Genomic DNA, 25,441 nt, shown 5'->3' with positions numbered 1-25,441 from the left:
ATTAACATAAGTTCATAGGAGTACTAAAAAAATAAGTTTTAATATTTAAATCAAAAATTCAAATTCTTTAAAGCTTATTTGTTGTTTAAAGCTTCTATTCCTGGTAATGCTTTACCTTCTAAGAATTCTAGAGAAGCTCCACCACCTGTTGAGATGTGAGTCATTTTATCTCCAAATCCTAAGATATTAACAGCAGCAGCTGAGTCTCCTCCACCAATAACTGTTGTAGCATCTGCATCTGCCATAGCTTTAGCAACTGCAATTGTTCCTTTGTTGAAGTTTTCGAATTCGAATACTCCCATTGGTCCGTTCCATATAACTGTTTTAGCATCTTTAATTGCATCAGCGTATATAGTTTCTGTTTTAGGTCCGATATCTAATCCCATACTTCCTGCTGGAATGTTTTGATCTTCTGTTATTACAGGTTCAACATCTTTGAATTCTGTAGCAACTCTGTGGTCAACTGGTAATAAGAACTTAACTCCTTTAGAAACTGCCTTTTCTATCATTTCTTTAGCATATTCAATTCTATCAGCTTCTACTAATGATGACCCTACTTCATATCCTTGAGCTTTTAAGAATGTGTAAGCCATTCCTCCACCAATTATTAGTGTATCAACTTTTTCTAATAAGTTGTTTATAACAGCTATTTTATCTGAAACCTTAGCTCCACCTAATATAGCAACAAATGGTCTAACTGGATTATTTACAGCTTCTCCTAAGAATTTTAATTCTTTTTGAATTAAGTATCCACATACAGCTGTATCTAAGAATTCAGTAACTCCAACTGTTGAGCAGTGTGCTCTGTGAGCTGTACCAAAAGCATCATTTACAAATATATCAGCTAATGAAGCTAATTCTTTTGAGAATTCTTCGATATTCTTAGTTTCTTCTTTTCTGCATCTTGTATTTTCTAATAATACAACATCTCCATCTTTCATGTTTGCAACAGCAGCTCTAGCATTTTCTCCTACAACTTCTTCATCTCTTGCAAATACAACTTCTTGATTTAGCATTTCGCTTAATCTTTTAGCAACTGGAGCTAATGATTTTGATGCATCTTTTCCTAAGTGGGAGCAAAGTATAACTCTTGCACCATTATCTATTAAATATTTAATTGTTGGTAATGCACCATTTAATCTATTTTCATCTGTTATAACACCATCTTTTAATGGCACATTGAAGTCACATCTTACTAAAACCTTTTTACCTTTAACAGCTATATCTTCTATAGTTTTCTTATTAAAGCTCATTGATTTCACCTCTTAAATTTATTTTTAATGAAACTCTTGTTCATTTCATTCATAATAGTAAGCATTAATAGTAAAAATCAAAGATTTTCAACCTCTGCTTAATTTAAAATTGGTCTGGCCTCATAGATTTTACTATAAAACCAGACCAACAATATGTTCTTTATAAGTATAAACTTAACTATTTAATTATCTAGTTACGAAGTACTTTAAAGTTCTGATTAATTGGTTAGTGTATGACATTTCATTGTCGTACCAAGAAGCAACTTTAACTAATTGTTCTCCGTTAACTTCCATAACCTTTGTTTGAGTAGCATCAAATAATGAACCAAAGCTGATTCCGATGATATCTCCTGATACTAATTCTTCTTCAGTATAACCGAATGATTCATTTGCAGCAGCTTTCATAGCTTCATTGATTTCTTGAGCTGTTACTTTCTTTTCTAAAGTACATACTAATTCAGTTAATGAACCAGTTATAACAGGAACTCTTTGAGCGCCTCCATCTAATTTTCCTTTTAATTCAGGAATAACTAATCCGATTGCTTTAGCAGCTCCAGTTGAGTTTGGAACTATGTTAGCAGCAGCAGCTCTAGCTCTTCTTAAATCACCCTTAGCGTGAGGACCATCTAAAGTGTTTTGGTCATTAGTGTAAGCGTGAATAGTTGTCATAAATCCTTTTTGGATTACGAACTTGTCATTTAATACTTTAGCCATTGGAGCTAAACAGTTTGTAGTACATGAAGCACCTGAAATAACTGTTTCAGTACCATCTAATATTTCTTGGTTAGTGTTGAATACAACTGTTTTAATATCACCAGTTGCAGGAGCTGATATAACTACTTTCTTAGCTCCAGCTTGTAAGTGTAATCCAGCCTTTTCTTGAGAAGTGAAGAATCCAGTACATTCTAAAACTACATCAACATTTAATGCTGCCCATGGTAGGTCAGCTGGATTTCTTTCAGCTGTTACTTTTATTTCTTTTCCATTAACTACGAAAGCACCTTCTTTAACTTCGATTTCTCCGTTAAATCTACCTTGTGCTGAGTCATACTTGAATAAGTGAGCTAAAGTTTTAGCATCTGTTAAGTCATTGATTGCTACCACGTTGAATTCTGGGTTTTCAATCATTAATCTTAATGCTAATCTTCCTATTCTTCCAAAACCATTAATTGCTACATTTACCATTTGCAATTACCTCCTAAAAATAGTTATATTTAAAATTTTTAAAATTTTAAGCTTATTTAGTTTGTTCCTTGATAAATTCTACGATTTTTCTACCAGCTGCTTCATCCGTTACTAACACTGCATTATTGTTTCTCATCATAGTTGCAATAATAGCGTCAACTTTATTTTCCCCAGCTGCTACTGCAATATGTGTGTTAATTTTTCTTGCTTCATTAATATTTATTCCAATTGAAGTATTTTCTGAAACCACCTTAGAATCTTTGTTAAAGTAACATCCAAATGCCTCTCCTACAGCTCCAAGAAATTTAAGTTTATAAAGTTCTTCCTCTAAAACATCTCTCTTCTCAGCCATAACTAAAGCATCCCCTATTCCATATATTAAAATATCTGCTTTATGAATATTATCTATTACTTCTTTTATTTCTTTTTCCTTTAGTAAAGTATCTAAAAGTTCTAAACTAAGATTTTCTGGAATATGAAGCAACTTATAAGCGCCATTTAGCTTTTGTGCTAAGGATGCTGCTAATGTACTTGCTTGTATTTCAACTTTTCTTCCCATACCTCCTCTTGCTGGAACTACGAGAATATTTGAAATATTATTTATCTTAGGTAATGCTTCTACAAACTCTTTAATAGTGTTGCCCCCGGTTATAGCTATTATATTATTATCTTTAATAATTGATTTTAGATAATTTGCTGTAGCTTTACCAAGTTCTTTTAAAATTATAGGGTTCATTTCTACATCACCAGGAACAATTATTACATCTCTTAAGCCAAGGAAGGCCTTTATGTTTTCTTCAATATCAGATAATCCTTTAATTTCATGTATAAAATCTTTAAGTTTATCTACTACCTCTTGTCCCTCTTCAGTTACTGTCATTCCTGGAGTGTTTATTTCTATTAGATTTTGTGATTTTAAAAAACTTATTTCAGTTCTTACTATTCTTTCTCCAAGATCTAACTGATTGGCTAAAACACGTCTTCCGATAGGCTGATTGTAATATATAGTCCTAAGTATGTTATATCTTTTCTCTAGGACTTCTACAAGTTCAGGAACTATTTTTTTCTGTAAAGACAATATTTCCTGCACTTCCAACCCTCCTTTGGTCTAAAAAAGTCCCACATATAATATATATGTCCCACATTTATTATTATAAAACACTTCTTCGAAATTTAAAAGTACTTTCTTTAAACTTTTCTAAAAGTTTTACAAATTTTTAGCATTCTGTATTCATATGTTCCATTAAAGTTCTTATTTTACACAAATGGTTCATAATAGAGAAGCTAGCCTTTAAATTCAACTTATTATAATATATAGCCAACCTCTCTATTACTATTTTTTCTTTATAATTTAATATTTATTCTATTCTTTTTCTTTTGCTTGATGATTTTATTTCCATCTCTTCTCTATATTTTGCCACCGTTCTTCTTGAGATATTCAAATTTCTTTTATTAAGTTCGTCACATATTATTTGATCTGGCAAAGGTTTCTTTTTATTTTCAATATCTATCATTTCTTTTATTTGCTTTTTAATGTTAACTACAGCGACATCCTCACCGTCACCTTCTGACTTACTTAATCCTGTAGTAAATAAATCTTTAATTTTCACAGTACCAAGACTTGTTAATATATATTTATCTTTTATAGCTCTACTTACAGTAGATTCATGTATACCTAACTCTTCTGCCATTTCCTTAAGTGTCATTGGTTTTAAATATTTCTGACCTTTATCAAAATAATCTCTTTGTTTTTCTACTATTTTTTCTAATATTTTAAGCAAAGTACTTTTTCTTTGTTCTATGCTCTTTATTAAAAACATAGCACTACTTAATTTTTCTTTTACATAATTTTCTGTATTTTTATCTTCTTTATTATTTATAATATTTTTATATAAATTACTTATAGATAATCTTGGTATAACTCCATCATTCATTATAACAAAGTATTGTCCATCTATTTTTCTAATAGCTGCATCAGGAATTATAAATTTAACCTCATCTCCTGTGTAGAATCCTCTGGAAGGCTTAGGTTCAAGTCCCTTTATTATGTCTCCTAAATCTTGAGCTTCTTTTGGAGTTATTTTCAAATTCTTGGCTATAATATTAAATTTATTATCTGCAATTAAATCTAAATACTCATCTATTATAATTTCTAAATTATCATCTAAAATTCCCATCTTAATTAGCTGTATTTTTAAGCATTCTTTTAAATCTCTAGCTCCTATTCCATCTGGTTCTAAATCCTGAAGTATTTCTAATGATTCTTCTCCTAAAACAATTGAAATATTTAACTCCTTACATATGGATTCTAAGGGCATGTCCAAATATCCTCTACTATCTATATTTTCTATCATATAAGATACTATGGCCTTTTTATATTCGTCTTCATCACTTTCTAACAACTGCTCGTGCAAGTATTCTGTAAGAGATTCCTTTTCACATATGAAATTAAAAGGTGATACATCATCTTCTTTATTATATTCTCCATAACTTTGAGATCCATAATTATCAAATTCTAAGTATTTTATCATTTCTTTGTAATTAATTTTGTCCTGATACTCCTTGTCTTCTTGGACAAAATCAAAATCACCTTCTAGTATTGGATTTTCTACAAATTCATTTTCTATATACTCTCTTAAATCATAAGTTGACATTTGTAAGAGCTTTATAGATAACTGCATTTGCTGAGTCATTATTAACTTTTGTTCTTGCGTGAGATTCAAATTAAAATCTAATTTCATACAGTACACCTTCATTCAAAAAAAACTATAACTTTTACTTAATATACTAGTATTAAAGATAAATCTTTAATACTAGTATAAACCTTAAGTAAACGTTATATCAAGTCATTATTGAACTTTAAATTCAAGCACTTCTTCTTTTATCTTAGGAATCTCTATCTTTTCTTTAATTACTTGACTTTTATATGTATTTATTAAATCTATGGTTTTTATGTCAATTAAAGCATCATTTATTATAACTTCCAAAGTATTTTCCTTTAAGCCTTCATTTATTTTATTAACTTTACCGCTCTTAAATAATCCCTTCTTTACATCTGATACACTTTCATATAGCACCTTATCAAAATTTACCTTTAATGAGCCTAATATATTTTCTCTATAATCACTATATACTTCTCTTGCATCCATTCCAATATTAATAACATACTTACCTTTTTCCTTTGCGGCTTTAAAAACCCCTTCAGAAGCTCTACCAGCATCTGTTAGTATTACTTCACAACCATTACCATAAAGTTTTAAAGCTTCATTATATGCTATATCTATTTTATTGCAATCTTCAACATACTTAACATTTTCACTTGATAATAGCTTGGATAATGCAGATGGGTTAGTTATTTTAATTCCTGCCATATATCCTGATAACAATTGTTTATTTGGTTCACTGTCTTTTATTGCAATATAACCTACTTCTTTATTTGTGCCCTTTCTCCCTGCCAATACTCCTGCTAAAAATCCACCTTCTTCATACCTAAAGCTTATATTTTGAACATTACTTTCTCTAATTTTATTTGATGTTACTATAAACTTCTTATCTCTATAGTTAGTTGCAGCTTCATTTACTACATTATTAAAATCATCTCCAACTACAATTATTAAATCATTACTCTTTGTAGCTTTTATAAATTCTTTTTGAAAGTTTTGTTCATTACTTTTATCTATTTCTATAGTAGTTATCTTAACTCCAAGTTCTGTAGCAGCCTTGTTTACGCCTTCTAACCCCAATTCATTTAATCCCTTATCTTCTAAACATCCTTTATTTATAACATAAGCAACTTTAACTTTTTCCAAATTTATTATTGAGCTATTAAGAGCCTGACATCCTGACATTGAAAATATAAAATATATAGTAAATGATAGTAATAATATCTTTTTCTTATACACTGTAACCACCTTCCTTTTTATTTTAGCTTACCCCAATAAATATATAAAAATTCGGGTTGTCTTTCTTTAAAACAAAAAAGATAAGGAATTTTTCCTTATCTTTATATAAACATTATTTTAAAATAATTTATTATTGCACTAATTAAAATTTTATTCGAATTGAAACTTTAAGCATTACTCACTTAAAAAGAATAATCCACTTACTCTTGTACCTGAGTGTATTCCAACAGCACATCCAGGTTTTGTTTCTATATATTTTATATTATTTTCTTCTAAATATTTTTTCAGCTCACTTTTCATTTCTGGACTTTCTATTTCTATTAAAATTACAGGTTCGCTTTTATCTGGATTGCTTGTTTCATAATCAGAAATTATCTTTTTTAAAGCTTTTTTATTTCCTCTTACTTTATCTTTTGATGTCATCATTCCATCTTCGAATCCAATTATCACTTTCAACCCTAAAGCAGTTCCTATTGCACCTGCTGTTTTTGAAATTCTTCCACCTCTAACTAGATTTTCAAGAGATTCAAAACATAATGAAGCATTCATTTTAGGTATGATTTTTAAAAGTTCTTCTTCTATTTCTTCTGCTTTTAAACCTTTATCTCTAAGCTCACAAGCCTTTAATACAAAAAATCCTTGAGCAGATGTTATAACTTGTGTATCAACTATTACTATATCTTCTGTCTCTAACATGTCTCTTGCAATACAAGCTGAATTATATGTTCCACTCATGTTAGATGACATAAGTATTGCTAACACTTTATATCCTTCATCTAAGCTTTTTTTAAAGTATTCTTCAAACCTGATTGGAGTTATTTGTGCTGTTGTTGGAAGAACTTTATCTTTTTGTATTTTTTCTTGCATTTCTTCTAAGTTAATTTCTTCTCTATCAATGTAGCTTTCTTCGCCAAAATTAATTAAAACAGGTATTACTTCTATATTATTTTCTTTTATTAATTCTTCTGGAAGATCTAAACAGCTATCTGTTAATATTTTTATTTTTTCCACTTTTATTCCCCCTAAAGTTACTTCATTCCAGGAAAACCAATTTGTCTTAATGCTTCATAAGCTATGATAGCAACTGTATTTGAAAGATTTAAACTTCTAGTGCTAGTTTTAATCATAGGAACTCTTATTCCTTCATGATTATTATGTACGCTTTCTGGTACGCCTGAGGATTCTCTTCCAAACATTATAAAATCTCCTTCTTTAAAAGAAGCTTCATCATAATGTACCCCTCCATGCGTTGTAGCTAAAAATATTCTCTCATTTCCGTATTTTTTCATAAAGTCTTCATAACTCTCATGAATTTCAAGCTTTAACTCGCTCCAATAATCTAATCCAGCACGCTTTACTTGCTTATCATCTATTGTAAATCCCATTGGTTTGATTAAATGCAATGTTGAATTTGTTAAAACACAAGTTCTTGCAATATTCCCTGTATTTTGTGGTATTTCTGGTTGGTATAAAACTATATTTAAATTCAATTTTTCTTACCTCCGATTAAAAAAGTAAGATGCATTCATCTTACTTTAGTAAAACTATATAAAAAATGATACTATAGGAAACTACATTAGTCAAAGTTATTTAGTATTTATTAACAAAATATTTTCTTATCTAAAGTTCAAAAAATTTATTTATAGCTTTTGCAACTCCATTTTCTAAATTTGTATCAGTTATGTACTCAGCTATTTTTTTTACAGGTTCTATAGCATTTCCCATAGCTATGCCAACACCTGCATATTCAATCATAGATAAGTCATTTTCGTTATCACCAATACATATAATTTCTTCTCTTTTAAATCCATAATAATCAGCTAAAACTTTTACTGCATTTCCTTTTGAAACCCCTTTATTATTTATCTCTACACTTCTTCTTCCTGCTCCAAAATACACTATATCATCAAATTCATTTAGGCTATTTTTAAGTTTGCTAATTTTTTCTGGGTTTAATGAAAATGCTATACATTTTGTAATCTTGCCATTATTCTCCCTAAAAAAACTCTTCCATTTCTCTATATTATTTATAACGTAATAATTTATTTTTAAGCTATCATCACCTACTTGTTTTGTCATATATAACTTAGTTGCTAATTGAGTTAAATTATTACTGCAATATATACTATCTAAAGTATAGAAATGAAAATACATTTTCATCTTATATAACATATCAACTAATTTAATACATTCTTCAGTCTGTATTGGATTTTCATATATAACCTTATTTGTATATTTTTCTCTAACTATAGCTCCATTTGCCGCAATGACAGGTGATTCGACTCCTAAAAGATTAGAATAGTATTCTGCATTATTATAAATTCTACCTGTAGTTACTACTACTTCTACTCCTTTATCATGAATTTCTTTTATTGCTTTTTTACTTTCTTCAGATACTTTTTTTCCCTTACCAAGTAAAGTTCCATCCATATCAATACAAACCATTTTGTAATCCATAAAAAACTCCTTTACTTACCTTTTATATTACTATAATATCATTACACTAAATCTTCAACAATAAATTTAAAATATTGATAACATTTATTATGCCTATTTAACCTAAAAAAATATTTAATTATTTATAAAAAAATAGAATGACCAATTTCTTTGTGCCATTCTATTTTCTCTATATATTATTGTTGTGGTTTTTGTGTTTCAGTAGGACTTTGCTTTGGTACTTCTTTCTTTTTTGTTCCTTTTTTTATAACAGTATCAGTTGTTAAATAAATATCTGTTGCTATAAAGTCTCTTGAAATCTCAGCTCCATTTTTATATGTTATTTGATAAGAACTTGCCTTATATCCAGGCATTCCATTAACAACAACTTTTTCAGTACCTTCATCCATAGTAGAATCATTTTCATATTTTACTTCAGGATTATACTTTTCGTGAACTTCATTTACTAGTTCGTAAGTTTTTCCTTCCATAGCTTCAACATTACCATATATATTAAATGATACTGATCCTCCCCCTACATATCCTTGTATATATATTGGAAAATCATATGAATTTTTAAATTTGTAATCTACAAATCCATAAGCAACTGTTGCATCTAATCCTGGTTCTGAATATGAAACCGTTAAGGAATGATTTGCTCTTTCTGTAGATCTTAGGTTTGCTCTCATTGCCGCTCTATACAAAGCAGTTGATACTTGACAGATTCCTCCGCCATAATCAGGAACTATCTTATTTCCTACATAAGTGTTAGCCTTTTCATATCCTTTATCTGGTGTAGTGTCTCCGATTAAAGCATTATAACTAAACTCTTCTCCTGGCATAACAATAGTTCCATTAACTGTTTCTGCTGCAATTTGCATATTCCTTACTCTTCCATCACCTGTATCCCTATAGCTATTACTATACCCACTTATTTTGCCAGTTATTTTCTTAAGATCATCTTCTTTTACTTTTGCCTCTTCTTCTTTTAATTCAAAAGTTAATTCAACAATATTAGTTGGATCTCCATTAATATTTTCAACTAATTTAGTATGAAGCTCTTCTTCATCTATTTTCTTTCCTGAAACTTCTGGAGTAATCACTATGTTGCCTGAACTTATTTCTATTTTAGCATTCTTAGGATTTATATTAACTTCAGACTTAACCTTATCCTCAAAAGTTTTTAGAATTTCTTCATCATATGAAATCTTAGCATCTATATTATTAATCTTTTTCTTTCTAATAAGTGAATTTTTAGAAAACATACCTTCACTTTTTCCATAATTAAAAGCCTCTTCTGCAATAGCTTCGGTATCATATTTAGGTTGTATTTCCCTATAAGATAATTCTACTTTTTTGTCTCCAACTATAACATCTAGCTTCTTGTCCATTATTAGACCTGATAATTTTTCATTTAATAAGCTTATAGCTTCTTCTTTATTTAAACCGCTTAAATCAACACCATAGACACTAACTCCAGGGTAAATTTTATTTTCCCATGAAGCTACTCTATTATTAGCTGAAAAAGCATATCCTATAATTCCTATTATCACTACTATTATTATAATTCCTGCAAACATTAATGTATTTTTCTTTTTGATAAATAATGCTTTTTTGTTATTTTTTTCCTTTTTCTCCAATTTCCCCACTCCTTCCTAATTAATCTTAATAAAACTATGAAAATTGTACTTTACTTTATAAATACAATAATAATATATCATTAATATTGTACTGTATTCTATAGTTAAATTTAAAATATTTATATAAATAAAATCTTTGACTTAAATTAACTACTTAATAAAAAATCGGACATTTTATTATTAAATAAGCTATAAAACAAAAAAGCCTATAATATTAAAACTAACTTAACATTACAGGCTTATAATATTTTTATTTTTTAATTTCAAATATACTTATACTGTAACCTTACTCCTAACTTGAGAGGTCTCTCCATCATAATCAAAAGCTTCTATACTTATGGTAACTGGTGATGTTGTTTTAACTGGTAATTCTGATAGTCTTATTTGAAAACTAGTATCACCTTTATCTACAGTTCCAATCCAATATCCATTTTCAAAGATATTATAACCTAGTAAATCTACATCAGTATTCTTCATCCAAGAAACCTTTAATAATCCTCCCTCTTTAATGGCATTTAATCCTCTTACTTGCCTAGGCTGAGTAAGTAGATCTACACTATCAGGCCCCCAGTTTGCATCAACAGGGTTTCCAACTCCATTAACAATTTGTCTATCACTAAATTGCCAAATTCTCCATCTAGTCCATCCGCCTAAATTTGGTGGGTAATCTGGATTAATTTCCACATGTGTATACATAGCTATCCACAAAGGCATAGTTTTAAGTGGCTGAGTTCCATTAGGTAGTTTGAAATCATTATAAAGTTCTATAAAGAATGCTCCTGTATATAGCATAAGTCTTCTTCTAGTTTTTTTTTCGAATCTTTTCCTAAATCTTTCTATCCAATCTATCAATGCTTTTGTGCTTATTTTATTGTCTATTGGTGCTTCAACATCTAATACTGGAAATAAATCTCCATAGTTCTTTTGACCAAAACCTTCTTGCAATATGTTTATGAAATCATCACATTGAGAATCTGCAGTAGTCAAATCATATGAAGGTAAAGCATAATGATATGCTCCTACTGGTATTCCGTAATTTCTGGCCGCTTTAGCAAACTCTAAAAATTTCTTATCAACTCTAAAGCTTCCTCCTCCTGAACCTGATGCTCTTACATAAAGAAAATCTATAGTTTTTGCTAAAGTTTGAAAATCAACACTTTGTGTATATTCATTTATGTCTATTCCAAATCTACTATTAGGATTTTTATTTTGCATTTCTCCTCCAAGAAAAAAATAATCTCTATATTAATTTATTAATTTCTTTCTTAAAGGTTACTTTTATTTACTATCTAATTGATTTTAACTTTATAAAGAAGCTTACATCATTACCAATACACTCAGCCCATATACTACCATTATGAAGCTCAACTATATTCTTAGATATAGCAAGTCCTAATCCACTACCCTTTGTGTTAGAATTTCTTGCTTCGTCAACTCTATAAAATCTATCAAATAGCCTTTCAACCTTTTCCTTAGGAATATTTTCTCCCTTATTTCTTATTACTATATTTACAAAACCACTATTTTCATATGCAGATACTATAACATTTCCTGGTTTAAAAGAGTATTTAATTGTATTTGAAAATAAGTTCTCAAATACTCTTACCATCTTTCCTGCGTCAATTTCTACAATACTTTTTTCCTCTACAAATTTTTTTACTACCTCAATTTGATTTTCTTCAAATATAGGAATATATTCTTCTATAATTTGAGATAGAAACTCTACTATATTAACTTTGGTTTTTTCTAAAGCTATTCCTTTGTTATTAAGCTTTGTATACTCAAACAAATCCTCTATTAGTTCTTTAAGCTGATTTGACTTATTAAAAGCTATATTTAGATATTCCTTCATCATGTTTTCATCTTCATATTTTCCATCTTTCACTAACCCTATATATCCCATTACAGATGTTAATGGAGTTCTTAAATCATGTGAAACATTTGTTATAAGTTCACCTTTAGTCTTTTCTGCTCTTCTTTCACTTTCAATACTAGTCTCTATTTCTTCTGCCATATTATTTATATTTTCAGCTAGTTTTTTTATTTCATCTTTTCCCCTTTCTTCTATTCTGTATGATAAATCTCCATTTGATATAACTCGTAATCCTGATGCGATTTCTTCTATGTACTTCATTTTCTTATTTGTTATTATTATGAATATAGATATAAACATAATAACTGATAATACAAGGGCTAAAAATGAATTTTCCTCTACATAGTAATCATTCGAAATATATGGAGTAGGTATCTTTGAATATATAAGATAAGCTCTATCTCCTCCTATAGTAACAGGGTAAAGAAACACCCTTTCACTTCCGTCATCTTTTACAGAATTACTTTTGTCTATAACTGCATATATATCTACCTTTTCTTGAAATTCCCCATTTACTTTAAATAATATTTTACCATCTAAATCTGTTATATATATTTTTGTTTTTTCACCATTATAACGTTGTAATATATTATTTATGTGTTTAGTATCATTTAATCCTTCTACTTTTTCGCCATATTCACCACTTAATTCTCTAACTATGGAGTTTGCTTCTGCTTGAACTTCTCCAATATCATACTCAAGCCTTGTTATTGTTTTATTTTTAGATAGCATATTGTTTGCAAATCCATAAAACATAAAAGAAGATATAAAACATATTGCAAAAACAACCATAAGCTCAAATCTTATACTTTTTTCTATTCTTCTGTAAATCCATTCTAATAATTCTTTAATTTTAATTCTTATTCTAGAGTTGTAGAATTTATAAAAAATTTTTACTATGAGATTTCTTATTCCTCTTATTAAACCTACTCTTTCTTTTTTAACTTTCTCTTTTTTCTCTTTTTTCTTTCTACCTATCAATTTTATATCCTACCCCCCATACAGTTTTTATAAATTTGGGCTTTCTAGGATCCTCTTCAATCTTTTCCCTTACCTTTCTTATATGAACCATAACTGTATTATCGGATTGCATAAAATCTTGCTTCCATACACTGTTATATATATTTTCTATACTAAATACCTTCCCCCTATTTTCTCCAAGTAAAACTAATATATCAAATTCAGTAGGTGTAAGCTTTATTTCTTCCCCTTCTTTAAAAACCTCATGAGTTTCTAAGTTTATGCTTATATCATCAATTTCTAAAATATTTTCCTCTTCAAACTTTAATTCTTCTTTCACTATAGTTTTATTAAATCTTTTATATCTTCTTAGTTGTGATTTAACTCTAGCAACTAATTCTAGTGGGTTAAATGGTTTTGTTAAGTAATCATCTGCTCCTGTATTTAAACCAAGTATCTTATCCATATCCTCAGATTTAGCTGAAAGCATAATTATAGGCATTTCTCTTTCCTCTCTTATTTTTAAGCAAGCCTCTATCCCATTTACCCTCGGCATCATTATATCTAAAATTATTAAATCCACATCATTGTTTCCAAGCATATTTAATGCTTCCTCACCATTTTCTGCTTTTATTGTGTCATATCCTTCACCCTTTAAATATATATCTATTAAGTCTCTAATTTCCTTTTCATCATCAACTATTAAAATTCTTTCTTTACTCAAAAAAATCCACTCCTCTCTACTTCTAAAATTAGTTTAACATAAAAGAAGAATTCTTTTAATTTTTTACTCTAACTATTTATCTATATTGTAGTTAAAATATCTTAATATTAAACTTTATTATTCCTTAAAAAAACCTTAATTATATAATCACATTTTTAAAACTTTTATACTTTACTAACAAAAAATACTGCACTTTTAATAATGCAGTATTTCTATTAACTATTTATTTTTCAGTTTAATTAACCAGTATATAAATTAATAATTCTATATCTATTTTCTCCTACCTTTTCTATATCAGCAAAATGAAATTTATTTCTTATCCAATTATCTTCTTCTATTACTCCATTTCCAGCATACCATCCCTCATATTCATTAGGCGCCTGAACATCATAGGATATATCTACAGTAAATATATTGTTTCCATCAGTCGATAATTTAACATCATTAATCTTACTATCTATAACTAATACCTTAGGCTCTTCATCAATATCATTATCTAAAGGAAACATCCAATTTGTAGTATGCATTTTTATATATTCTTCATATAACTTTCTTCCAATTAAAGTTTTATCACTTGAGTCAATTTCAATTTCTGGATAAACTTTATTAATGTCAATATAAGTGTTTCGCAATCTCTTAACTCTTATAAAATCATCTCTAGATATGCGAGTTGAAAATTCTTTATTATTACTATCAATTTTTGAAATCCAATTAACATTAAGCTCATCTTCATCAAACTTTCTCATTTTATATATTAAATCATCTCTTTTAATTTCAACTTCACATATATTTTTATTAGTTTCTATATATCTAGTATCTATTTTATAAGAATCTTCTCCTATAAGTATTTCCTTTGGAGTTTGATAATAATCCCAGTTTGCTGGATATCTAAGGATTATACTACTATCTGAAATTACTAATTGATCTTTAATTTGCTTTATTAATGGTTCCCCTAAAAGTGATTGTAATCCTTCTTTTATTTCTGTTGAATCTCCATAATATAAACAAACAAGATTAACCTTTAAATATACATTATTAATAGAATGTAGCTTTAATCTATCTATTATTATATATTCATCTGCATAGCTTATTTCCCTTGATGAATCTTCATTAATAAGATTTGCTTCACTTAATGCAGCTTTAGCATCACTATATTCATACACTAATACATCTTCATCATTTATTTTTAGACTATAAATGTCAGCACTATATCCATTCTCCTTTGCTGCAGAAGTCCTTTTATCTATTTCTTCTATCTTTAAATTATTATTTATTAATCCTTTAATTAAGCTAGTATAATTTAATTTTTCATCCATTTTATCCAATATATTTGTTTCATCATAATTTAAGCTATCATATAACCTTCTTAACTTTTCAATTTCATCTTTACTTACTTTATATTGAATTCCATTTACATCAATGCATTCTCCTATAAAACTAATATCGTAATTTTCTTCCCCTAAAATCGATATATTAATTTCCCAGCCTTTATAAAGTTCTTGCTTTTTTTCTTTTACTTTTATTGAATTTATATGTTTTATTATCTTATCAATATCACTTTTATTATCTATAACTTTTTGTTTAGGTGATGATGGCATTACCTTGATAGAAATACTAGTAACTTTTTTATTATCAATTTGAGTTATATCCTTACTGTTAACTTTATAAGCTATCCCAATTCCTACTAAAATTAAAACTGTAATTATAACTATTCCAAACAATAAATCTTTAAATCTGAAGTCTTTAAGATAATTCATTTTATTTTTCCTCCAATGCATAACGCATATTTAAAGCATCTTTCAACTCCTTTATCTCTTCTTTTGTTAAATTATTTGATTTAATAAAGCTAAGTAACATGTTATTCAATGAACCATTAAAAACTTTATTTAAAAAAGATTTCATTTCTTCTTTTATACATTCTTCTTCAGATACAAGTGGAAAATAAAAATATTCTTTTCCTAATTTTTTAAATCCTATAGCCTCTTTATTTAATAACCTACTTATAAGGCTTTTTATTGTAGTATTCTTCCAATTTTGCTTATCTTTAAGATTATCAATTACTTCACTTGAAGTCACTTCTTCCAATCTCCAAATTATTTTCATAACTTCCCATTCTGCATCAGATATTCTAGGTAACTTACTCATAAATATCAACCCCCATTGACTACATTCGTAATTTATATATTGAGTTTACGCTTGTAATTAATCGTTGTCAATATATTCCTGTTAACATTTTCACCTTTTTCTGATTATTTTTATTTAAAACATAAGGGAAGCCTTATTTCATAGCTTCCCTTATATATTGAAAATTATATTAAATTAAAGAATACCAAAAGCTAAAACTAGAGCTCCAAAGACTATTGATACCATTGACATAAGCTTAATTAATATATTTATTGATGGTCCTGTAGTATCTTTAAATGGATCTCCTACTGTATCACCAACTACAGCTGCCTTATGACAATCTGATCCCTTTCCACCTAAAACTCCTGACTCTATATACTTTTTAGCATTGTCCCAAGCTCCACCTGAATTTGACATCATAATTGCAACTGCAAAACCAGTTACTGTAGAACCTGCAAGTAACCCTGCTACACCATTAGGTCCTAATAATAATCCAACCACAAGTGGTGTTACTATCGCTATTATAGCTATGGTTATAAGTTCTCTTTGAGCTGATTTTGTACAAATATCAACACAAGCAGCATAATCTGGCTCTGACTTTCCTTCCATAAGACCTGGAATCTCCTTAAATTGTCTTCTTACTTCTACAACAATTTTAGAGGCAGCTCGTCCAACTGCATCCATTGTCTTTGAAGAAAATAAAAATGTTACCATTCCTCCAATAAATAACCCTATAAGTACCTGCGGATTTAATATAGATAAATTAAATTCAAATTTATAAGCTCCACTCTTCACTATATTTTCAATTGAGTCCTTATAAGCTGCAATAAATGCAAGAGCAGTTAACGCTGCTGATCCTATGGCAAAACCCTTACCTGTTGCTGCTGTTGTATTTCCTAGGGAATCTAATGCATCTGTTCTTTTTCTAACTTCTGGATCTTGATTTGACATTTCTGCTATTCCGCCTGCATTATCTGCAATTGGTCCATAAGCATCAGTAGCTAAAGTTATTCCTAAAGTTGATAACATACCTACTGCTGAAATAGCTATACCATACAAACCTAAATTAAAATCATTTGCTCCTCCTGACAAATTGAAGCTTATTAAAACTGATAAAGAAACAATAATTACTGGAATTGCGGTAGATACCATCCCTAAGGATAATCCTCCAATTATTGTAGTTGCTGGACCAGTTTTAGTCATATCAGCTAATTTTTTTGTTGGATTATAGTTGTCTGAAGTATAATATTCCGTAAAAAATCCTATTAATATTCCTGCAATTAGTCCTGATAATATACTAAAATAAATTCCTATATTCTCAGTTCCTAATACAACCTTTACTATAAAAAATGATCCTACAGCTACAATTACTGATGATATATATACACCTCTTCTTAAAGCTTTTAAGAGATTTTTTTGAGTTGCATCTTCTTTTGCTTTAACAAAGAATGTAGAAAATATAGATGCCAGTATTCCTAAAGTTGCAACTAATAAAGGAACTGCTACCCCCTTTGTAGATAAACCTGCTGCTACTGCTAAAGCACAAGATGAAACTAAAGCTCCCACATAAGATTCATATAAATCTGCTCCCATTCCGGCAACATCCCCAACATTGTCGCCTACATTATCTGCTATAACTGCTGGATTTCTTGGATCATCCTCTGGAATACCAACTTCAACCTTACCAACCAGGTCTGCTCCTACATCTGCAGCTTTAGTAAATATTCCTCCACCAACTCTTGCAAATAAAGCCATAGAAGATGCCCCAATACCAAAAGTTAATATATTGGAAGTAATTTGAATTATACGTTCTGCCTCTATTAAATCTCTATAATACCAATCTAAAAATAAATATCCTAATCCTATATAAAGTAATCCTAATGAAACAACTACAATTCCTATTACAGATCCACTTTTAAAAGAAACCTTTAAAGCTCCATTTAAACTCTTTTTAGCTGCTGTTGTTGTTCTTCCATTTGCATTTGTTGCAACTTTCATTCCAATAAATCCACTAAGACCTGATAAGAATCCTCCAATAATAAAAGAAAAAGGTACAAATATTGAAACATATCCTAAGGTACTTAATATAAAAAATATAACAAACATCAAAATGAAGAATATTGCTACTCCTTTATATTGTCTAGTTAAATATGCGTTTGCCCCTTTTTTAATGTTTTCTGAAATGCTTTTTATCTTCTCGTCTCCTTCATCTTGTTTTAATATAGAGTAACCTTGATAAACTGCAAATAGTAGTCCTAAAATAGATCCAATTAAAACTAAGAAAATGAAATTCATAATAATTCCTCCTATTATACAAATATATAGACCTCACTTTATTATACGTTTCATTTTTTTGGAAAATACTTTGATTAATAATTAAATTTTCATAATTTACTTATATAAAAAATAGGTATGATTTTATTATTTTAAAATCACACCTATCTAAATATTAATATAAACTTTTACTATATATTTTATTTTTTTAATGAATATTCTATTATCATATCTATAAATTCAGTATAGCTTATTCCTTTTTCAGCTGCACTTTGTGGGAAAAGACTTGTTGCTGTCATTCCTGGTAAAGTGTTTACTTCTAATACATATGGAACATTATCTTCTGTAATTATCATATCAATTCTAGCATATACAGAACATTTTAATGCTTTATATGTGTCTAGTGCCATCTTTTCTACTTCTTTATGAAGATTTTTTTCTAAATTTATTGCATAATGTTCAGCTCCATTTGCAGAATACTTTTGTTCATAATCATAGAAATCAGTTTTTGCTTTTATTGCAAGAACTGGGAACATTTCATTTTCAAAAACTGGACAAGTTATTTCATCACCTTTAATAAATTCTTCTATCATAACCTCTTTGTCCCATTTCAGTCCTTCTAAAACTGCATTTTCAACATCTTCTTTTTTTGTTATCTTAAATGTTGCAACACTAGATCCACCATTAGTAGGTTTTATAAAAACTGGATATCCAATTTCTTCTATTTTATTATAATCAATTTCTTCTACTGATTTAACATTTAACCACCTTGCAGTTCTTACTCCATTAGCCTTTAATACTGTTTTAGTTAAATCTTTATCCATACATAATGAACTGCTTAATGTATCACATCCTGAATATGGAATACCTAATGTTTGTAATACTGCCTGAACAGTACCATCTTCACCAAATTTACCATGTAGTGCAAGTAAAGCAAAATCTAAACCTTTTACCTTTTCTATAACATCTTCTTTTTTATCTATAACAACAGGAACTACTTCATACTTTTCCTTATTTATATGTTGCATCATAGAGTTTCCACTATTTAATGATACTTCTCTTTCTGAAGATATTCCCCCCATTAAAACTCCAACTTTCATTTCAAGACCTCCAATTAAATTTAAATCTAGTTTATTATATAAAATAACTGACTAGATTGTAAGTATCAGTTTATATAAATTTAATCATATCAGCTAGAAATTTTAAATTTAGTCTCTTTTAAAGGAAAATGTTGATATGATGGTTACTTCATCACTAATTTGCTACGTTAAGAATTTCTATTATTTACTACATAAATAATGAAATTCTAAAAACTTGCTCATATGTGATTTGTAACTATCATATCAACAAAAATATCTAACAAATCCTAATTTAAAATAAACTTTATAATCTTTTATTTCTTTTTTATTTCCTTTTTCTTAATTTCCTTATAATACTTACATTGTTTTGTTAATCTACATTGCTCACATTTTGGATTTCTAGCTATACAGCATCTTCTTCCATGAAATATTAAAAGATGATGAGCTAAACTCCATTCTTTTTTAGGAAGTTCTTTTTGAAGTTGCTTTTCTACTTCTAATACATTATCAGAATCTGCAAGACCTAATCTATTTGAAACTCTAAATACATGGGTATCAACAGCTATAGACGGTACTCCAAAAGCATTTGATAAAACTACATTTGCAGTTTTTCTTCCTGCTCCTGCTAATGATGTTATCTCTTCCATTGTGCTTGGAACTTCTCCACCAAATTTTTCTTTAAGCTGATTACACATCATTATTAAGTTCTTTGCTTTACTTCTGTAAAGTCCAATTTGTTTTATTCTTTCTTCTAGCTCTTCTACATCTAATTTTAGAAATGCATCTAAATCTGGATAATCTCTAAATAAGGTTTCTGTTACTTCATTTACCTTCTTATCTGTAGTTTGTGCTGATAGTATAGTTGCAACTAAAAGTTGAAATGCAGATTCATGATTTAATTCACATTTTGCATCTGGATATTCTTCTTTTAGTATTTCTAATATAGTTTTTGTTCTTTGCTTCATAAAATCACCTATTTATATATTCCTCTATATTTTTCAGGTAGTAAATTAGCAATTGACTTCATTATGTATAACATAGATCTTTCATCAAAAGCATGCTTATCTTCATCCTTTTCCTTTAAAGGTAGTTCTATAGGTTCTCCAAATTTAATATTTACGTCTGCATAATTAAACTTTTCTCCACCCATATCTCCATCCTTATTTATAGGTAAAAGTATTTCTGTTCCATACATGCCAATTGGTATTATTTGTGCTTTTGTAAGTCTTACTATTAATAGTATTCCCTTTTTACCTTCAATCATAGATCCAACTCTACTTCTTGTTCCTTCTGGGAAAATAACTAGATTTTCTCCACCTTTAACAAGCTTAACTATCTTTGTAATAGCCTCTTTATCTGCAGAATTTGGTTTAATTCCTACATTTTTTATCATTGCAGTCCCTAGTCTAGTTACAGGATCATTGGAAAGTTTTACTCCTGCAACAAAGGTTGGATCATACTCTTTTCTAAGAATTTTATCTAATATTAATCCATCTGCATTACTTAAATGATTGCATATGAATATTTTAGGTCCCTTTGCTTTTTCTATATTTTCAAATCCCTCTATTTTAATATTTGCATATTTTTTAAAATACTTATTTATAATACTTTTTGTTATCTTTACTACTAATGATTCTGGCAAAACATTTATTACCTTTACTAATGTTGGTGATAGCATTATTCTCCCTCACTTCCTATTATTATATGTAATATTATATTTTATTACTATTTAAAAGTCTATTAACATAATCTTTTAAATAAGGAGAATCTGTTTTTATTGCACTAATATCTCCATTATTATCTTTCATTTTAATTAGAGCATTCCTTTTTAACACATTTTTTCCTCTCCAACCACAAGAAGTATTTAAAAAGGTCTCTTTAAACTCTCTAGTATTTATGTTAGCTAGCTCTATAGTATTTTCTCTATTCATAAATTCAAAGGGATAAAACTCATTTATATTGGAAAATCTTATATTATTGTTATACGGACAACTTGTTTGACAGCTGTCACATCCAAAAACTCTTCCCTTTAATAATTTTATATGTTTATCTTCTAAATCTTTTTTTTGGGTAAAATATGAAACACATATATTGCTATTTTTTCTATATGCATTTATAGCTTTACTTGGACAGCTTTCATAACATAATTGACACTCTCCACATTCTTTAAATAAAGAAATTTCATTGAAACTTCTTTCTTCATCACAATTTATTTCTAAGTCTGTTATTATTTCTCCTAAAAATACATATGATCCATACTTTTCTGTAATTATTAAATTATTTTTACCAATGAACCCCATTCTTGCCAAATAAGCAATATATCTTTCAGGTAAAAAATTATTATCCACAAATGAAATAGCTTTTCCCCCAATATTTTCAATATATTCACATATCTTGCTTAAGTATGATTTTACTACTTTATGATAATCCATCCCCCTTGTATATACTGAAAATCCATTATCAAAATAATCTACATCATGAAGATAAGGGAAAGCTATTGATATAATAGTTTTCCCTTCATTCATATAATTTAAAGGATTAATTCTCTTTTCAATATCTTTTTCTTCAAACTCATTTTCTAGACCTTGATTTCTTCTTTCATAAAAGAAATCCTTAAGCTCTGTAAACTCTCTGCATTTTATAAAACCTAAGGTATCTAAACCTAATGAGTTACAATAGTTTATTATATTTTCTTTAATCATAATAACCTCTATATAATCATATTATTATATATTGTTTTTCTATTTCCATCTTCATCTATTACTTCAATTATATCATTAACATTCTTTATAATATTTCTTCCTGCGCATCCAACAACAGTAGCCTTTTCAGGAACTTCTTTTAAAACTACAGTGTTAGCCCCAACCCTAGACCCCTTTTTTAAAGTTATAGGTCCTAGCACTTTTGCTCCTGCACCGATTATAACATCATCTTCAACAGTTGGATGTCTTTTTCCTTTTTCTTTTCCTGTTCCTCCAAGAGTAACTCCATGATATATAGTAACATTATCTCCGATTTCACTTGTTTCCCCTATTACTACTCCCATACCATGATCTATAAATAGTCCTTTTCCAATTTTAGCTCCCGGATGAATTTCTATTCCAGTTATGAATCTAGCCATTTGCGATAATAGCCTTGCACAAAAAAAACACTTATGATTATATAAAAAATGTGCTATTCTATATGCTATAATAGCGTGAATACAAGGATATAACAAAAGTACTTCGAATTTACTTCTTGCAGCTGGGTCACTTTTATATATATTATTTATATCGTATCTTAATTTTTCAAACACAGCTATTCCCCCTTTGTTAAAATTACTTATAGCTAATATTAATCATAAATTCCCATTGATATATACTTTTCTCCACCATCTGGTGCTATTGCTAAAACCTTTTTGCCCTTACCTAATTTCTTCGCTTCTTCTAAAGCTGCAAATATAGCTGCTCCTGATGATATACCTAGTAATATTCCTTCTTTAACCGCAATTTCTTTAGTTAACCTAAAAGCATCTTCATCTGAAACCTTCTTAACTTCATCTATACATTCTGGATTATATATTTCTGGTATAAATCCTGAACCTAATCCCTGTATATTATGAGCTCCTGCTTTTCCACCACTTAATACTGGTGACTTAATTGGTTCTACTGCTATTATTTTTATTCCTTTTATATTCTCTTTAAGCTTTCTCCCTACTCCTGTTATGGTCCCACCTGTTCCTACGCCAGCAACGAATACATCTAAGTCATTTATTTCAGAACATATTTCTTCGGCGGTAGTTTCATAATGCTTTTCTGGATTTGCTAAATTTTCAAATTGTTGTGGCATAAAGTAATTATCTTGTTTAGCTAGCTCTTTTCCCTTTTCTATAGCTCCATTCATACCTTCTGCTCCATCAGTTAATATAAGCTCTGCTCCATATGCCTTTATTAGGTCTCTTCTTTCCTTACTCATACTGTCTGGCATAACTATTATAACCTTATATCCTTTTAGTCTACCTATCATTGCTAAAGCTATTCCAGTATTTCCACTTGTCGGTTCTACTATTATTGAGCCTTCTTTCAAAAGACCTTCTTTTTCTGCTTTTTCAATCATTCCTAATGCTGCTCTATCCTTAATGCTTCCACCTGGATTATATTTTTCTAACTTAACATAAACATCTGCGCTATTTTCATCTATTAGGTTATTTAATTTTAAAATTGGCGTTTTTCCTATTAGCTCTAATACTCCATTATATATCATCTTTTCCTCCTAATAACTTAGTTAAACTTAAAATGCAAAAAACTTCGTCTCTAAACAATATAGAGACGAAGTTAACTCCGTGGTTCCACTCTAATTAGATTAATAATTTAATCTCACTCATTAATGCAAATTAATGCATTATCATTATAACGGATGATACCGGAAAGTCCTACTATAATTCAAACTTCAACTCCAAAGTGCACTTCATATAAATTATAGGTAAAAAGCTCTCAGCATGCTTTCCTCTCTGTAACCCGACTCTATACTACTTCTCTTTTTCACAGTTTTTAATTCTGAGTACTTTAGTAAGTTTTATATTTTCATTATATGCTTAAGCATTTAATTGTCAACCCACTTAATTTTTTCTATTTTATCTTTTTCTTCCAAAGTGGATATAATATTTCATCTATTAAATCATGAGAATTTACAGCACCTATTAATTTGTCATCTTCATCAATTACAGGTATTGATAATAAATCATATTTAGCTGCAAGTTCAATTGCCTCGTCTACATTTGCATCATGTCGTATAACATTTATATTTTCACTCATTATATCCCTAACCTTAACATTAGGTTTATTTAAAATTAAATCTGCTGGGTTAATAGAACCTAATATTCTATCTTCTTCATCAGTAATATAAATTCTATATAATTCCTCTTCTTCTGGTTCTTCCATTTCTCTTAATATATCAATTATTTCACCTATTGTTATATCTAAATTAAATGAAATAAAATCTGTACTCATTATACTACCAACAGCTTCATCCTCATAGCTTAAAAGCTCTTTTACTTCTTCAGCATCTTCTCTTTCTAGGTTTACAAGTATTTTTTCTCTTTCTTCATCATCTAAATCATCTAATATATCTGCAATTTCATCATTAGGCATATTTTCTAGAAGTTCAGCTGCCTTTGTTTCACTTAAATCTTTTATTATGCTACCCTTATATTCTGGTTCTATTTCTTCTAAAGTATCTGCTGCTAAATCTTCATCTAATGACTCAAAAATTTGTTTTCTTGAACTAGCATCTAAGTTTTCTAATATATCAGCTAAGTCTGCTGGATGAAGTGTTGAAAGTTTTTTATATGGTACCGATATTTGCAAATTGTTATTTACCATTTCTAAGGACTCAACATCATCCCACATTAAAACTCTATCTTCATAATCTTTTTTAAGAATCTTATATATAAAGCTGCCAAGCTTTGCACAGTTCATTCTTCTGAATCTTGCAAGAGGACCTGTTTCAACAGCTATTACCTTGTATTCTCCAGCAATTTCAGCTATTCTTAGGTCATCAACTCTGACTACTTGCCTTCCATTTATATCTACTATCCTTTTATCTAGTAAGTGTTCTGATAAAAGATAAGAATATGTTCTTGGAAGTATCTCTTTGCTTCCTCTTGTAACTATTTTTATCTTGTTATCTTGTTGATAAAAAGCAATACTTCTAAATTCATAGTGAAAAGTATATCCATCTCTTTTCACTTTATACCCAATTACCCTTGGATAGCCATCTTCAGTGGTTACATAAATATCTTTAAGTTCTCCTATACTTTCGTCAAACTCATCGTATATTTTTCTCCCTAAGATATTTGTGTATAGAAATACTGATAGTCTCTTCATATCTTTTCCTCCTCACCTTTAGAGGAGTTAGACAATAAATATAATAAAACCTAATTTATAATGAAGTCTATCTCCTCTAAAGTTCCAATATTCAATTTTGATAAGTCACTACTCTGAGGGACACCCT

The 25,441-nt window shown here is 28.8% G+C and carries 22 protein-coding genes and 1 other annotated feature; all 22 genes read right to left on the bottom strand.

From position 1 onward, the window contains the following. Positions 1–74: 74 nt before the first annotated feature. On the bottom strand, positions 75–1,253 hold the full coding sequence (locus ACH36K_RS05870) for a phosphoglycerate kinase (protein WP_411170020.1): 1,179 nt from the start codon (positions 1,251–1,253) through the stop codon (positions 75–77). A gap of 186 nt (positions 1,254–1,439) precedes the next feature. Continuing rightward, positions 1,440–2,438, bottom strand: a complete 999-nt coding sequence (gene gap, locus ACH36K_RS05865) for a type I glyceraldehyde-3-phosphate dehydrogenase (protein WP_411170019.1) — start codon at positions 2,436–2,438, stop codon at positions 1,440–1,442. A gap of 52 nt (positions 2,439–2,490) precedes the next feature. After that, positions 2,491–3,528 (bottom strand): sugar-binding transcriptional regulator, encoded by a 1,038-nt coding sequence (locus ACH36K_RS05860; RefSeq protein WP_411170018.1) that lies wholly within the window; start codon positions 3,526–3,528, stop codon positions 2,491–2,493. Between the two features lie 268 nt (positions 3,529–3,796). After that, positions 3,797–5,179: an RNA polymerase factor sigma-54 gene (gene rpoN / locus ACH36K_RS05855; RefSeq protein ID WP_411170017.1), complete on the bottom strand. Its 1,383-nt coding sequence runs from the start codon at positions 5,177–5,179 to the stop codon at positions 3,797–3,799. Positions 5,180–5,287: 108 nt separating this feature from the next. Next, a complete protein-coding gene (locus tag ACH36K_RS05850; protein WP_411170016.1) occupies positions 5,288–6,340 on the bottom strand; it encodes a BMP family lipoprotein in 1,053 nt (350 codons plus the stop codon). Between the two features lie 174 nt (positions 6,341–6,514). Further along, positions 6,515–7,351: a DegV family protein gene (locus tag ACH36K_RS05845; RefSeq protein WP_411170015.1), complete on the bottom strand. Its 837-nt coding sequence runs from the start codon at positions 7,349–7,351 to the stop codon at positions 6,515–6,517. Positions 7,352–7,368: 17 nt separating this feature from the next. Beyond that, a complete protein-coding gene (locus ACH36K_RS05840; RefSeq protein ID WP_411170014.1) occupies positions 7,369–7,830 on the bottom strand; it encodes a tRNA (cytidine(34)-2'-O)-methyltransferase in 462 nt (153 codons plus the stop codon). A 130-nt stretch (positions 7,831–7,960) separates the two neighbouring features. Then, on the bottom strand, positions 7,961–8,797 hold the full coding sequence (locus ACH36K_RS05835) for a Cof-type HAD-IIB family hydrolase (protein ID WP_411170013.1): 837 nt from the start codon (positions 8,795–8,797) through the stop codon (positions 7,961–7,963). A 176-nt stretch (positions 8,798–8,973) separates the two neighbouring features. Continuing rightward, positions 8,974–10,416 carry a VanW family protein gene (locus ACH36K_RS05830; RefSeq protein ID WP_411170012.1) on the bottom strand — a complete coding sequence of 481 codons (1,443 nt, stop codon included), beginning with the start codon at positions 10,414–10,416 and terminating at the stop codon, positions 8,974–8,976. Positions 10,417–10,689: 273 nt separating this feature from the next. Beyond that, positions 10,690–11,631: a glycoside hydrolase family 25 protein gene (locus tag ACH36K_RS05825; protein WP_411170011.1), complete on the bottom strand. Its 942-nt coding sequence runs from the start codon at positions 11,629–11,631 to the stop codon at positions 10,690–10,692. A 70-nt stretch (positions 11,632–11,701) separates the two neighbouring features. Next, a complete protein-coding gene (locus ACH36K_RS05820) occupies positions 11,702–13,270 on the bottom strand; it encodes an ATP-binding protein (protein WP_411170010.1) in 1,569 nt (522 codons plus the stop codon). Next, positions 13,260–13,973: a response regulator transcription factor gene (locus ACH36K_RS05815; RefSeq protein WP_411170009.1), complete on the bottom strand. Its 714-nt coding sequence runs from the start codon at positions 13,971–13,973 to the stop codon at positions 13,260–13,262. Before ACH36K_RS05815 ends, ACH36K_RS05820 begins: the two co-directional genes overlap by 11 nt. Positions 13,974–14,212: 239 nt before the next feature. Further along, on the bottom strand, positions 14,213–15,730 hold the full coding sequence (locus ACH36K_RS05810) for a hypothetical protein (RefSeq protein ID WP_411170008.1): 1,518 nt from the start codon (positions 15,728–15,730) through the stop codon (positions 14,213–14,215). A gap of 1 nt (position 15,731) precedes the next feature. After that, positions 15,732–16,118: a BlaI/MecI/CopY family transcriptional regulator gene (locus ACH36K_RS05805; protein WP_411170007.1), complete on the bottom strand. Its 387-nt coding sequence runs from the start codon at positions 16,116–16,118 to the stop codon at positions 15,732–15,734. A gap of 174 nt (positions 16,119–16,292) precedes the next feature. Beyond that, entirely contained in the window at positions 16,293–18,392 is a 2,100-nt protein-coding gene (locus ACH36K_RS05800; RefSeq protein ID WP_411170006.1) for a sodium-translocating pyrophosphatase, read from the bottom strand. 179 nt (positions 18,393–18,571) lie between these two features. Then, complete coding sequence (locus tag ACH36K_RS05795) at positions 18,572–19,471, bottom strand: D-alanine--D-alanine ligase (RefSeq protein WP_411170005.1); 900 nt, start codon at positions 19,469–19,471, stop codon at positions 18,572–18,574. A gap of 293 nt (positions 19,472–19,764) precedes the next feature. After that, positions 19,765–20,415: an endonuclease III gene (gene nth / locus ACH36K_RS05790; RefSeq protein WP_411170004.1), complete on the bottom strand. Its 651-nt coding sequence runs from the start codon at positions 20,413–20,415 to the stop codon at positions 19,765–19,767. 8 nt (positions 20,416–20,423) lie between these two features. After that, positions 20,424–21,128 carry a lysophospholipid acyltransferase family protein gene (locus tag ACH36K_RS05785; protein WP_411170003.1) on the bottom strand — a complete coding sequence of 235 codons (705 nt, stop codon included), beginning with the start codon at positions 21,126–21,128 and terminating at the stop codon, positions 20,424–20,426. Positions 21,129–21,162: 34 nt separating this feature from the next. Further along, positions 21,163–22,152: a tRNA epoxyqueuosine(34) reductase QueG gene (gene queG, locus ACH36K_RS05780; protein ID WP_411170002.1), complete on the bottom strand. Its 990-nt coding sequence runs from the start codon at positions 22,150–22,152 to the stop codon at positions 21,163–21,165. An 8-nt stretch (positions 22,153–22,160) separates the two neighbouring features. Further along, on the bottom strand, positions 22,161–22,745 hold the full coding sequence (gene epsC, locus ACH36K_RS05775; protein ID WP_411170001.1) for a serine O-acetyltransferase EpsC: 585 nt from the start codon (positions 22,743–22,745) through the stop codon (positions 22,161–22,163). Positions 22,746–22,783: 38 nt separating this feature from the next. After that, a complete protein-coding gene (gene cysK / locus ACH36K_RS05770) occupies positions 22,784–23,692 on the bottom strand; it encodes a cysteine synthase A (protein WP_411170000.1) in 909 nt (302 codons plus the stop codon). Positions 23,693–23,750: 58 nt separating this feature from the next. Next, positions 23,751–23,983: a binding site (T-box leader), on the bottom strand. A 74-nt stretch (positions 23,984–24,057) separates the two neighbouring features. Next, positions 24,058–25,314, bottom strand: a complete 1,257-nt coding sequence (locus ACH36K_RS05765; RefSeq protein ID WP_411169999.1) for a magnesium transporter MgtE N-terminal domain-containing protein — start codon at positions 25,312–25,314, stop codon at positions 24,058–24,060. Positions 25,315–25,441: the final 127 nt, after the last annotated feature.

The organism is Clostridium sp. MB05, assembly GCF_046581255.1.
GTDB lineage: Bacteria > Bacillota > Clostridia > Clostridiales > Clostridiaceae > Clostridium.
The sequence above is the reverse complement of the archived record's forward strand: the minus strand, read 5'-3'. Positions and strand labels throughout refer to the sequence as shown.